This is a genomic window from Chryseobacterium sp. OSA05B (genome assembly GCF_019970065.1).
In the GTDB taxonomy this organism is placed as follows: Bacteria; Bacteroidota; Bacteroidia; order Flavobacteriales; family Weeksellaceae; genus Chryseobacterium.
In genome coordinates this window covers 1-13,310 of the sequence record NZ_JAHXYH010000013.1, presented here as the reverse complement: position 1 = coordinate 13,310, position 13,310 = coordinate 1, and the positions used below count along the sequence as shown (strand labels likewise).

Here is a 13,310-nt window from a genome sequence, read left to right as displayed (position 1 = left end):
GCGTAGAAGTTTTTTTAGCCATAGAGCTGTTCCAATAATTTACAAAAAAAGGATGGCAAAACCATCCTATAAACTATTGTTTACAGCCTCATTGTATTGCTGGTAAGTTGCTCCTCAGCATTGCTCACTTCCTCTTCTAATCAACCGCCAAATATTACGAATTATCTTTGTCAAAAACACCACCTATTTTTGACCACATTACCTCAATTACTGGAATTTACAGCTGTGAAATATGGAGAGATAATTGGGAGGAATTGACAGTATTTTTTGAATTCAATTTAGAAATGCATAAAATCAAATACACGACACAGTTAATTGAAAATCTCAACGGAAAACCCCGAAAACACATGAAAACGAAATTTCTTTTCCTACTGATGATCCGGTTCTAAAACCTGTTCCGGTTTTTGTGGAAGATTACAATCTGATTATCAAATATAAAAACAAAAACCTAAAATAATATACAAAAAAACCGCCTCAGTTGTGAGACGGCTTCCTAACTTTTTTACTCTACACACTTAGTGGGATAGTGTCTTTAAATTTTCATTATACAAAAAAATATTAAGTGTTTTTTTTAAATAAATGCTGTATTTATCTCTTTATAAAAATTTAGAACTAGTATAATTATTATATTGTCTTTAACATTTTTATTATAGTATATTAATATCAAAATTTATAATCAATACCAGCTACAAGGACAGCCTTATAGCCGAAGCCAGCTTCAACAAAACCACCTATTTTTTTTCCGACACGTAATCCGGCAGGGGTAATTTGATAAGCAAACAATGTAGAAGATTGATCTGGGTTTTGTAATGATAAAGAATTATTATTCTTAATGGAATATTTAACTTTATTAAATGCGACACCGGCAGAAAGTGTGCCATAAAAGTCAAATAGCCCCTTTTTAATATAACTGTATGATGCTGTAGGCATTATTATATAAAATTGATCTTTTACTACAGTTGTAACCTTATCTTTTGTGTAATTATTTTCTATCAAATAGTATGTTTTATTCGTAGAGTATGCGAGATCTAAACCTACTTTTATTCTATCAGTTAAAACATAGCGGTATCCTGTGGTTATAAGTCTATCATGTGATATATCTTTTTCTTTATTATTCTGAAATCCGCTCCATTCTTTTATTACGGGATAGTCATTTTTAAAAATTTTGTCTAGAAAAGAAATTGAACGATTTAAAGTTGCATCTCCTGCGCCTACATATACATTATTTTTTTGTGCACATAAAAAGCTTGATGTAAGAACAGAAATTCCAATAATGAATTTAGTCATATTTAATTTGTTTAAATTTTTGGTAAAAGTATAAAAGAATGTTTCTTAAAAAAGAAAAAAAACAATTAACAGGTGTTATTGAGACATTAGTATTTGTTAGGCTTAAAGGAAAACAAATTTCCTCCGGTCCTATAAAAGAAGAGTTACTGAGGCTTTGAAAGAAACTTGAAGAAATAAAGCCTAAACGTGGAATATTAAAAAAGGGAGATAGACACCTTCTCCATAAATCTATCAAAGAACACAATAATGTGTTTCCTGTTGGGAAGATGTGTAAGGGATTAAAAGGTAAGCAGGAGCAGCTTCTGTCATTTGAATAAAAGAAAACCTACTCAAGGAGCAGAAAGAAGAGCCGTTTTATCTGCGGGGATCTTCAGTATTTATCATTGGAACTGTGGCAGATGTGGGGGGCCAGCATTGTCAGAGAACTAGAATTAAAAAGAATACGAGCTTCTCGCCTTTTTATGGCAAAGCCTTTTAGAGAAAGAGTTTTGAGAAGTATTGTAAAGAATATATTTAAGAAAACTACTAATTGGCTTCGCCGAACGACTTCGTTAGGTTTCCTCTCACCGATACCCTGTTGTAGAAAATTATTTAAATCAGAATTTTCAGGTTAGAGTAGTAAATAGGTTAGGGGCTCTCTGCTATTACCTATATCCGAAAAGGTCAGGGTTGATTTTGTCACGACGGTCATTAATTTATATGACAGAAAAGTTATGGCTGGTCATTGAGTGAGACGATGAAGGTTCAGAATATAAGTATTGCTGCCTTGAAAATTGCAAGACTTCACCGTCCTTTACAGGATCATGATAGCTTGATTTTCCATTCGGAGAGAGTGATACAGTATGCCTAAAAAGAATTTACGTCAATAATAGGAAAAAACATTATTCGAAGTATTAGTGAGAAAGGAAAATGCTCTGACAATGCTATAGCAGAGATTTCCTATTTTAGATATACTTTAATAAATGGCTTGCGCAAAGACTGGGTTAAATTATGAAACATTGAAGATTTATAACTGTAATGCTAACGAATACTAATGTAAATCTAGTGGGGTTTGAGTAGAGTTTTAGGTACTTTTGTAAAAATTTTTAAAAAGTGATTTATTATGAAACTCATGGAAGTTGGCGACAACTTAACCTGAGTTCGGGATAAGAAACAGAATAAAAATCAGCAATAAAAAGCAATAAATATATATTTAAGATTCTGTAATTTAAATATTTAAATGAACCATTGCTTGTGATTTTGAAAGAACAAATTACAAATATTTTTGTATAAGTTGACGATTTTTGTAAAGAATTTGACTCCCAAATCAAACAAATGAAGATTCAGGCACTCGGAGATTATAAAAAGAGAAGAAACAGAAAATCGGTAATGTCGGATTCTGAAATCATTACGATTATGATTCGCTTTCATTTGGGTGCTCAAAAAATTTTTAAGCATTTGTGGTTATTGGAGATATTTGTTTCGTAAAAGTCTTTACTATGTAGTAGCTTTTTTTAATTATAAATACACTGATTTTGAATACTAACCCTCTTCGAAGACTTTTCCAGATTCATATTGTTTCAGAATATTGATAATTTGATCTTGTGGAAATTTGCTCTTTTTCATAAGGTTTAACAAACTAAATTTAATAATTATAATTGATCTCAAAAACAGGAAAGTTTACCTAATTTATTTTAATTATTTGATAACTATTATTAACTGAAATTATATATAAAAATGTCTTTAATATTTGGTTATTTGCTGATTGAATTTGAGTATAAATATTTAAGAAGAGTAATTTAATCAAAATTCTCTTTTTTAATCTAGAGAAGTAAGAATTAACAAAGATTTTTCTTTTTTTGAAGTGGTTCCATAACATAAGTAGATAATTAATGGATTAAATTTGGTAATAAATAATAGAGCCAATAAAATTACTTACTTAGAATATTATGTCATTTTAATTAATCGTATAAACAAAAAAAAAATTATATGGTTTTATAGTATTTAAAACTTTTGATTTTTGTCTTTATTATTGTAAGTATTATAATAATTTAAGTCGAAAATTCAACCTAAGGTGATTATGTATAAAGATTCATATTGTTTAATTCGTATGTTTCATTTTAAATTTTAGGCTACTCAAATATATCTTATTTTACATATCTTAAAAAAAATAATAAAATATGACATTACATTTAGGAATATTTAATTAAATAAAATCATAAATAAAGCATGAAAAAAATTTTAGTTTTAGTTTGTACAACAGTTTTATTTTTTTCTTTAAACGGACAAAAAATACAAGATGGGGGAACCTTAAATATAGATGGTCTTGAAGTCACTATGGATTTTATCAATAAGGAAATAAAGAATATTAAGGGAATTAATTTTGATCGTTTTAGAGTTTCTGTTATTGTTAGAAATAATACAGGAAAGCCTTTTAATATTAGACTTGGTTCAACTAGTGGAGTAGACGTTAGTAATTATGGAAATTCTTTTAATGTGCATATAGGTTCTTCCGGTTTACCATCAGAGAATGAGAACAATATGGGCTTAATAGAAGTTAATTGTTTAAATGCGACAGGTGCAAGACTTACTTCAAAAAGAATAAATTTTGGACTCAAAGCTCATAAAGTTAATGTTAACTATTCATTTCAGAATAAAGATGGGAAATATATTAACTCCGTATTATCTGCAATTGTTGGTTATTACTTGGATTCAGATGATGTAATAAGTGGTGAGGCGACATTTCTTGTTCCGCAGGGACAAGAACCAGATGTTTTAGTAAGGAAACTGTTTTAAGATTTAAATAAAAAACGCGCAAGCGCCATTTTTAGGGTTAGGTAACATATTAAATGGTTTCATATTATAAATAATTAAAGATTAAAATTGAGTTGCTAACTTTGTTAGGACACAATTCTTATACTCTTTATCTTTAAGATGATGAAAAAGATCAGAAAAAATTACAGTTTAGAGTTTAAGATCCAAGCAGTATCTTTAAGTGAGCAGCGAGGCAATATATCCTCGATAACTGAAGAATTGGGGATCTGTAAATAAAGTCTAGTCAATTGGCGAAAACTTCACAAAGAAGGAAAACTTAGCAAGGAAAAACAAATAGCCTCTGATCCGATAAGGGAAGAGTTATTGAGACTACGCAAGGAATTAGAAGAAACAAAGCTTGAACGTGACATCTTAAAAAAGGCGGTAGGCATCTTCTCCAAGAGAGAAGGGTAAGATATAAATTTATAAAAGAACACGCTCGAGTGTTTCCTGTTGGGAAGATGTGCGAAATATTAAAGGTAAGTAGGAGCAGTTTTTATCATTGGAAGAAAAGAAAGCATAGTAAGCGATCAGAAAGAAGAGCCATTTTATCAGCAGAAATCTTCAGGATTTATCAATGGAGCGGTGGGAGGTATGGAAGCCCTCGTATTGCCCGAGAATTAGAAGCAAAAGGAATGAGAGGTTTACGTCCTTTGGTGGCCAGACTAATGAGAGAACGCAACCTGAGAAGTATTGTAAAGAAAAAATTTAAGAAAATTACCAATTCTTTTCATCGATACCCTGTTGCTGAAAATTATTTGAATCAAAACTTTCAGGTTAAAAGCAATAAGGAGGTTCGGGTGTCTGATATTACGTATATCCGCACAGGTCAGGATTGGTTGTATCTTACTACAGTCATTGATTTGTTTGACAGAAAGGTTAGCAGCTGGTCATTAAGTGAGACGATGAAGGTTTAGGATACCAATATTGCTGCCTTGAAGATAGCAAGACTTCACCGTCCTTTACAGGATCATGATAGCTTGATTTTCCATTAAGATAGATGGATACAGTATGCGTGTACAGAATTTACATCAATAGTCGGAAAAAACATTACTCGAAGCATGAGTGGAAAAGGGAATTGTTATGATAATGCTGTAGCGGAGAGCTTTTTCAAAACTCTGAAAACCGAACTTGTCTATCAAAATAAATATGAAACTAGAAATCATGCCAAAAACTCTCTGTGTTTGAATATATAGAAACATTTTACAACACTCACAGAAGGCATTCGGCCTTAGGAAATTTAACAATAAAAGAGTATCAAAATTTAATGTCTAATCAATCTAAAAATGTAGCGCACAGAGTATATAAATTTTGTCTTAAAAATAGTTGCAAGTTCACCCTTCTAATCAACCGCAAAATATTACGAATTATTTTTGTCAAAAACACCAACTATCTTTGATTATATGTAAATTCAAAAATTTGGAAAAATATATTGTATGATCAAGTCGTAGCTATTACAAATCATTGTTCTAGTTGATCTAGTTTCTAATATATCTTGTAATATGTAGTTGTACGAATTTATAAAATTTTATTGAAGACTTTCCCTTTTTCAAACAGTTAATAAATATAAAATACACTAAAACTTCTATATCATACAGCCAAGGACTAAAGATTTATGCTGGTGGTTACTATTGTAATCGATCTGGCACTCTTAAGCAATAGTATTTACTTCTATTAGAGAGCCGAACAGATATATATGTATCCAAAAACATCTTCTCTTAATGTACGATTTAACCTTTCAATATATGCATTTTGTGCAGGCTTTCCCGGTTGTATATATTGCAGTTCAACTTCATTATCCTTAAAGAAGTCCACAAAAGCCTTGGATAAAAACTCAGGACCGTTATCTATGCTCTTGGGTTTAGGTCTGTATGTGAATAATTCTTTTAGTCCAATCTGACACTTGGAATTGAATAGAAACTTCATTAATCAATGACTTTCTATTATAATCATCAATGACATTCAGCACCCTAAAACTCCTGTCATTAGACAAAGCATCACTCATGAAGTCAATTGACGATGTCTCATTGACTGCGCCTGGGACAATCAGCTTCTCTTTAATCCGACTTGGAACACGACGTTTGCGCTTAACTCTTAGTTTTAAATTAATATTTCAATAAACGCGGAGTACTCTTTTTCTGTCCAAGGCAGACCTTCCAAACGTATCTTACCATAATAGGTTTTAGGATACCTCGCTGCCAAATCCAGTAATTTTGAAATAACTGTTGGGTCGTCTTTTTTATGCCCATAATAATACGTACTTCGGCTCATGCACACGATCTTACAAGCCCTATGAACAGTGATTCCTGTTTCGTTAACAACCCCCTCTGCCAGTTCTTTTCGTTCACAGAGCTTTAAAGCTTTTTTCAATGATACCTTTTAAGATCCAATGATCCAGACTCAGATCTACAGACATGCTTTTAAGACGGACATTTTTTTCCTGCAGTGATTTAAACTTCTTAAGGTGCTTGCGCATCCATTCCTCCATACTTCTGCTTCCATTGATAGGAAATATGCGCAGAGATACCATGTTCTTGAGAGATGTCTTTTGTCGCATTCACAGATTTATATTCTTTCAGAATATTGATAATCTGATGTTCTGAAAATTTGCCCTTTTTCATAATATCTAACAAACTAAATTTAATAATTTTAATTGGTCTGAAAAACAGGGAAATTTACCTTATATGTGTGTAATTGCATTATTTTAATAATAATTTTGTTAGTGATTTACCCGTTTTGTGCAGCTATGAATGTGGATTGGGAAAGATAGAGAAAAAGGATTTAAAAATGATAAATTAAAAATTCGTTTAAAATGATATCATAAATTAATTAATTTTCTATTTATATAGCACAAATGATAACATAAAGTAATATATAATTAAGGATGTTTAATACTTAAACAATCTAAATTAGTGCATTGATAAAGATTTTAAAAGCTTTAGTTAATCAAGTCTTAAAAGCTGAAATTGATTGAAAATTAAGATTTGATTTTTCAATTTTTTTGTAGGAAATTTTTGGAAAGTATCATAAAAATAATTTTTTAAGAAGTACTTTAAAACAAATGATCGTGAGTTTTTACTTATTCAAAATTTTTGATACTATATTCGAACTAATTAAAAATTTTGAATAAGTAAACAGATCAATAAGCTTAAAAATATTATCTCTCAAATTATAAAACTACAAGTGAATTAACTAAAAAACTGACAATGACTATGAATAAAAATTTATTAATTAGAGTTATATTATTTATTTTACCTGTTATAGGGATAAATATCATGAACGCCCAAATTCTCTATTGGACTAATTCTACAGGAAATAGTAAATGGAGTGTGCCTGCTAATTGGAGTACTCAAGATCCCAGTACCACTACTACACCTACTCTAGCAGTTTCTCCACCTACTGCTTCTACAGATGTTATCTTTAATTCAGGAAGCTTCAAGAGTGCTACTAATCATATTATTAATCTCGATCTCGCAGTACAAGCAAGAAATATGAGAGTCTCAAGTATAGGTGCTGCAAATAAAGTTACTGTAAATGGTAATGGTGTTCTCTCTTTATTTGGAGGAATACAGGTCTTATCCGAATCTAATAAGTTTTTTTATGACGGAACAGGAAATTTACTTTTCAAATCAAACAGTACGGGTAACATTATTGATATGAAAGGACAAAATCTGGAAACTACACTTCAGTTCGACGGATCGAATGGAGGGTGGCAATTTATTACACCCCTAAATACAAATTCAAACAAGGGAATTACAATTGTAACCGGAAGTGTAAATTTTAACGGATTAACATACAGCTTAGGATTTTTAGCATCTACATCAACAGGATCGACAAGAAGTATCGCTTTTGGTAATTCTACCTTTAATATGTCTACCGTTAATTATCCCTGGAGTATAACAACTGGTGGTTTTACAAGTTTGACAGGCAAGCCAAATATTAATTTTTCAAATCCAACCTATTTTGAACATCACGATACTGGATTAACAGGTTTCCAGTATGGAACAATTACAATGTCTAATAATGCATTCATGAATTTCACAATAAATAATGGAAATTCAAATGAATGTGATATAGAAGAGTTTAATGGATATGGTATAACTTTTTCAGGCGGAGTTAATACTATAATTAAAAATTTAAACTTAAATTATGGCTATTCCGCAGAATTACAAACAAGAAGAGTGATTGTAGATAAGCTATCTTTTATTGGTGGAAATTCTTGTGATTTATACCGCTTTTACAATGGTTCTATTGCATTTACTAATTTAGCAACTCAACCACAACCTGTAGATAGACTATGGTTGGCTTCTGTGAATGCACAAATGCCGAATGGTAGCGGAGGATATATAACTGCATCGCCATTGGTGCTGGTAAGTAATGGAAAAGATGATGGATCTAATACGGGATGGAGTATTAGTCCGAATTTAGGAAGAAATCTATACTGGATCGGAAATTCAGGTGAATGGCATAATCCTCTGAATTGGTCCTTATCTTCTGGGGGAGTTCCTATAGGGGCTTCTAGCTGCCCGCCAACCATTTTAGATAATGTTTTTTTTGACGCAAACTCGTTTAATGAAGATAATCAGGTGATGATTATTGGTGCCAATGTAGATGCTTACTGTAATACTATGACGTGGAATGGATTGGATCAAACAGGAATAGACTGGCAAGGATCTAATGACTTAAATTTAGGTGGCGATATCACTTTAGATCCTAATATGAAGGAAATTCTTACCTACAATCAAACAATTAATTTCTATAATAGGACAGAAGCAAAAGTTGATTTTAAAAGTGGTTCTCAAAACCGGAAAATGCCAAATGTAGGATTTTATATTGAACCTCTTGGAAAAGTGCGTCAAATTTCTGACTTAGTATATGCAGGAGTTTTGTCTATGGCAAGACAAAGTAATAGAGAATATAATGTAGGTGGAGCAGGACATACTTTTCAAATAAAATCAGGTTTTAGGGAATGTGGTACTGTAAGAATGAATGATGCCACGATCATTAATGAAGGTACTGGTTTGGCTGTTTATTATAGTCTTAATTTAATTTTTAATTCTAATTCCCTGTGGAGATCAACTGGAACAGGAAATATTCAACATCGTTTTGTAACTAACAATTTTCCTGCCTTTATACAAACGAGTCCAACAGGAGTATTATATTTTAACGGTGAGGGAAGTACACTTAATGTAAAGGGTGATTTAACAGTCAATGGAAGTATTTATGACATAGGGTCGGCTAGCATAACAGGAACATTAAAGTTATCGGATAAAACCCATCAATTTATTGCGGGAGCTACTATTATTGCAGGTTACTTGGATGCTGCCGGAGAAAATTGTGGAATAGCACCTAAAATTAAGAGTATCAGCGGAGGACAATTTAATCTCAATGTTCCTATCGCAAATGTTGTCGCTAATTATGCAAATCTTTCAAATATAAAGTATACAGGAAATACCAGCCCTTTGGATCTTAGTGGGCAAGGTACGATAAATGGAGGTAATAATACTAATATCAATTTTGGTATACCGATAGAAAATACCTTCTATTGGCGACCAAATTCTGATGATAACAGTTATACTGGAAATTGGAATAATCCACGTTACTGGGCATTAAATAAATATGATACTTATGGACAAAGCAGTTCCACAGGATGTATTCCTTCAATAACTGATAAAGTTATTTTCGATAAACTTTCAGGAAACGGAAGTGTAATGAAGGTTACAGTTAGTGATGACCAAAGTGCCAAGTCTGTACAATGGATTGATAGTGGTGCGGATGCCATTCTTAATAATATGACATTTGAAATATTAGGTACAGGAAATCTTAACATCAAACAGCAAATATCTTTAGGGAATAATATGAGTGTTTCTTTCGGGGGAAACCTCACATTTGTAGGAGACGATGGCCAAGATGTATTATTAGATATTAAAAATAAAACTATTGGTGGAGGATTTTTCGTTAATTCAGGTAATGTTACCCTACAGAATGGCTTTTTGGGATCTACCAGGATTAGAGTAAACGGAGGATCATTCCTTACCAATGGTAAAAATATAACAGCCGGCACCTTATGGTCTACAAATACTTTAAACCGTAAGATAGATCTTACAAACAGTACGATAACTTTAGTCTCTTATGAATTTGATGCGGGTGGATTTAGTGGAGATCCCAGATATATATGGAGGATTCAAAACTCAGCAGGACATCTAAACTTTATCTCTACGAATTCTACAATTAATCTTAAAGGTAATTTTTCCTCTAATGGAAACGGAGGAGGGTTCTTTGCAGGAGATGGGCTGACATACAATAATGTATTGTTCTCATCTGCTGACGGTACTGATAATTACAGTCTGGAATTCTTAGGAAATAATACAATTACAGGAAGGCTGTCTGTGCAGGGGACCCTGAACCTTAGAGACAACCTAACTGTTAATATATTAAATCTGAAAACAGATAGAAACCATGTCTTTTATGCCGGGAAGACAACCACTTTCTTACCAACAGGTAATATTGAGAAAAATGGAGATCTAAGTGCTATTCTTAATATGAAAAGTTCTGCAAGCCCCGCTCTACACAATTTTGTAAAGGCATCTGGAGGAAATGTGTTTATATGTAATATTGGAGTTATTGATATTCAAGCAACAGGTGTTCCTTTTAAAACAAACTCTGTAAGTACGTATAATGGTTTAGCAGGATCGAGTGCGAATCCACCGTCAGGAACTTCATGGGACTTTAATTCATCTGCTATTCCTGCACAACTTACTCTTACAGACCCTGCAGACATTCATATTAATCTTGGTGATGAAGCTAAAATAGGATATGAAATATATTTGAACAATACTGGTCCTTACCAAACAACGATTAATTTACTCGGAGTTCCAACAACTTTTAATATTTTGAGTAGCGGAAATTCTACGACAACAGGAAATTTCACTTTAACACCACCTGCCACAGGCGATGCTGTTGTAAGTAGCTTTAATTATTTTAATTGCCCAGGTCAGTATGATTTAGGAACAATCATAGATGGAATTACTTCAATAAAAGTACCTCCAGTAAATATAAATGGTCTGGCGCTAAATGGAGAAATAGAAACATATCCTTTCAACAATTTATCTAATAAAATTTATGTAATGAACGAAGCGGATAGAGTTGCTAATACTTCGACTTTTGCTAATAGAAAAGTACAGGTATTAATACAGGATAAAGTGGATGCTTCAGATACACAAAGTTTAGCTAATGTAACAGTATCAACACATATAGATACTAATGAGATTAATCTTGGATCTACATATTTGGCAAAAAGGAGATGGAATTTCACAAATACAGGATCAGGTGGAGCTGTTGTAAGATTTTATATTACACAATCAGAACTTACTTCTCTAAAAGCGACAGTTAATAATACCAGCCCTGATTTGTCTTTTTTATCGACTTTATCTGTATTTAGATTTAATCCAGGGATTACGCCTGCTATAGGGCAAACAAATACCCAACAACCTGTAATAAGTAGTGGAATTGCTACTGAGTTGGCTGATGGAATTAATACTTACTATTATATAGAAACTAAAATCAACAATTTTTCAGGATCCTATGCATTAGGAAATATTTTCCGTTTCTGTTATAAACCGGCGGTTACAACAGGGGTATCTCTAGAAACTAAATTAGGTATTACCTCATTAGGCAGAGCTGGAGCAAATAATGAGAACTGGCCAATGGTAAGAAAAGGAGGATGGTTAGCATTAGAATCTAAAAGTAAAGCATTTGTAATCAATAGAGTTTCTTTTAACAGCTCAAATAATCCTATTGATATTACACCTACAAATTTTGTAGAAGGAATGTTGGTATATGATACAACCAATAATTGTTTAAAAATATATACTTCTGTCGATAATGGAACTACCCTTGGCTGGTACTGCTTAAATACTCAAACTTGTCCTGACTAATCTGATAACCCTTTAAAAATATATGGTGATATTACCTTTAGAAGGTTTAAAACAAAATAATAAAAAATGAAAAAAATAATTATAAGTACGTGTATTTTATATTATATTCCTATGATTGCGCAAGTTTCTGTAGGAAAAACAAATGTAACTAACACTTCAGTATCATTGGAGTTTTCCACATCTGAAAATAGAGGTTTAATATTACCCTATGTACAAGATAAAAGTGGGATTAATCAAAATGGAAGTATGATATACGACATTGTTGATCATAAGGTAAAATTTTTAAAAAATGGAAATTGGTTTGACTTAAGTGTAGATAATACAGGAACTATTGATATTACCATACAAAGTGCTAAAATTGAAAATTCTACAGCTAAAGTTTGTATAGGTACAGTTAGCTCTACTTCAGGTATCTTAGTTTTGGAAGACAATAACAAAGCAATGATATTACCAAAAGTTGCAAGTCCACATCTAAATATTATAAATCCATCTGCAGGAATGATCGTATATGATACAACTAAACATCAGTTAGCAGTATATAATGGGACTGTTTGGTCTTTTTGGATGCCATAAGCATTATTATTATTATTATTATTATTATTATTATTTAATTTTAGATCAAAAAAATTTCTAGTATAATATTTTAAACTAATCTAAGCGCGAATTTAGAAAAGGATTCTAATGCTTTATTTTAATCTAAATACTATCGCACAAAGTGTGCAAGTTAAAAACTCAGTGCTTGGATTTTATGATCTTAACCTTTGCTCACAACTAAAGGATAAGTTGATTAAGAACAATACCCCAATTTGAAGAGGTATAGTCTATTTTTTTGTTGCTTCTTTTAGGGTGAGGTAAACTGACTTTATCATGGCATCATCTGTAGAAAAAGAATATTTTTTGTATTTTTCTTATGTAAGCTCCTTCGAAAAAAAAGTTTTAAAGCCCTGCCACAAACGGAGTCTGATCGGAGAGCTGCAAAAAGAGTCTGAAATGGTTATTGCAGGGCGTGCCGAATAGTTATAGTTGGAATCAGTCGGATTTCTATGGTTTACAAAAGCATCAAATATGACACGGTGCTTTACAGACAGTTGCTATCGTTGAGAGAAAGTCATCCTCGTGACGGTTCTGGAAATACTACCATGGCTTCTTAGCCAAGGTGAGAAAGTAATCATAAAAGGCTTCACAGGATTTATAAACTGGCAGGATTATCTTTAGAAGAAAATCCAAAAAACGTAAGATCGCCAGAGTAAAAGAACCGCTATCCATTCCGCAAGGCTTTACCCAGAGTTGGAG

General features: G+C 32.1%; 9 protein-coding genes and 2 pseudogenes. 7 read left to right on the top strand and 4 right to left on the bottom strand.

The window, feature by feature from the left end:
• Positions 1–218: 218 nt before the first annotated feature.
• A pseudogene (locus tag LC419_RS23220) lies at positions 219–397 on the top strand (transposase); the annotation flags it as partial.
• Positions 398–663: 266 nt separating this feature from the next.
• Here the strand turns inward: LC419_RS23220 and LC419_RS23215 are convergent.
• Positions 664–1,287 (bottom strand): hypothetical protein, encoded by a 624-nt coding sequence (locus tag LC419_RS23215; protein ID WP_223609591.1) that lies wholly within the window; start codon positions 1,285–1,287, stop codon positions 664–666.
• A 2,208-nt stretch (positions 1,288–3,495) separates the two neighbouring features.
• On the opposite strand from LC419_RS23215, the gene LC419_RS23210 reads away from it, so the two are divergent.
• The 4 genes and pseudogenes from LC419_RS23210 to LC419_RS24285 all read left to right on the top strand — a co-directional run bounded on the left by LC419_RS23210 (position 3,496) and on the right by LC419_RS24285 (position 5,479).
• Positions 3,496–4,062: a hypothetical protein gene (locus tag LC419_RS23210; protein WP_223609590.1), complete on the top strand. Its 567-nt coding sequence runs from the start codon at positions 3,496–3,498 to the stop codon at positions 4,060–4,062.
• 401 nt (positions 4,063–4,463) lie between these two features.
• Positions 4,464–4,997, top strand: a pseudogene (locus LC419_RS23205) (IS3 family transposase); the annotation flags it as partial.
• Between the two features lie 87 nt (positions 4,998–5,084).
• Complete coding sequence (locus tag LC419_RS24290; protein WP_368734512.1) at positions 5,085–5,276, top strand: integrase core domain-containing protein; 192 nt, start codon at positions 5,085–5,087, stop codon at positions 5,274–5,276.
• Entirely contained in the window at positions 5,261–5,479 is a 219-nt protein-coding gene (locus LC419_RS24285; protein ID WP_368734511.1) for a hypothetical protein, read from the top strand. The genes LC419_RS24290 and LC419_RS24285 overlap by 16 nt, the downstream gene beginning before the upstream one ends.
• A gap of 275 nt (positions 5,480–5,754) precedes the next feature.
• On the opposite strand, the gene LC419_RS24280 is transcribed toward LC419_RS24285, so the two are convergent.
• From LC419_RS24280 to LC419_RS23185, 3 genes are all read right to left on the bottom strand, one after another.
• The gene (locus LC419_RS24280) at positions 5,755–6,006 is read right to left on the bottom strand and encodes an integrase core domain-containing protein (protein WP_223609588.1); all 252 of its coding nucleotides are present in this window, start codon (positions 6,004–6,006) and stop codon (positions 5,755–5,757) included.
• A 174-nt stretch (positions 6,007–6,180) separates the two neighbouring features.
• The gene (locus tag LC419_RS23190) at positions 6,181–6,450 is read right to left on the bottom strand and encodes a hypothetical protein (RefSeq protein ID WP_223609587.1); all 270 of its coding nucleotides are present in this window, start codon (positions 6,448–6,450) and stop codon (positions 6,181–6,183) included.
• Positions 6,451–6,539: 89 nt separating this feature from the next.
• The gene (locus LC419_RS23185; RefSeq protein WP_223609586.1) at positions 6,540–6,701 is read right to left on the bottom strand and encodes a transposase; all 162 of its coding nucleotides are present in this window, start codon (positions 6,699–6,701) and stop codon (positions 6,540–6,542) included.
• A 591-nt stretch (positions 6,702–7,292) separates the two neighbouring features.
• Between LC419_RS23185 and LC419_RS23180 the strand changes: the two genes are divergently transcribed.
• Together LC419_RS23180 and LC419_RS23175 are read left to right on the top strand one after the other, a co-directional pair.
• The gene (locus tag LC419_RS23180; RefSeq protein WP_223609585.1) at positions 7,293–12,017 is read left to right on the top strand and encodes a hypothetical protein; all 4,725 of its coding nucleotides are present in this window, start codon (positions 7,293–7,295) and stop codon (positions 12,015–12,017) included.
• A gap of 66 nt (positions 12,018–12,083) precedes the next feature.
• Positions 12,084–12,590, top strand: a complete 507-nt coding sequence (locus tag LC419_RS23175; protein ID WP_223609584.1) for a hypothetical protein — start codon at positions 12,084–12,086, stop codon at positions 12,588–12,590.
• Positions 12,591–13,310 lie beyond the last annotated feature (720 nt).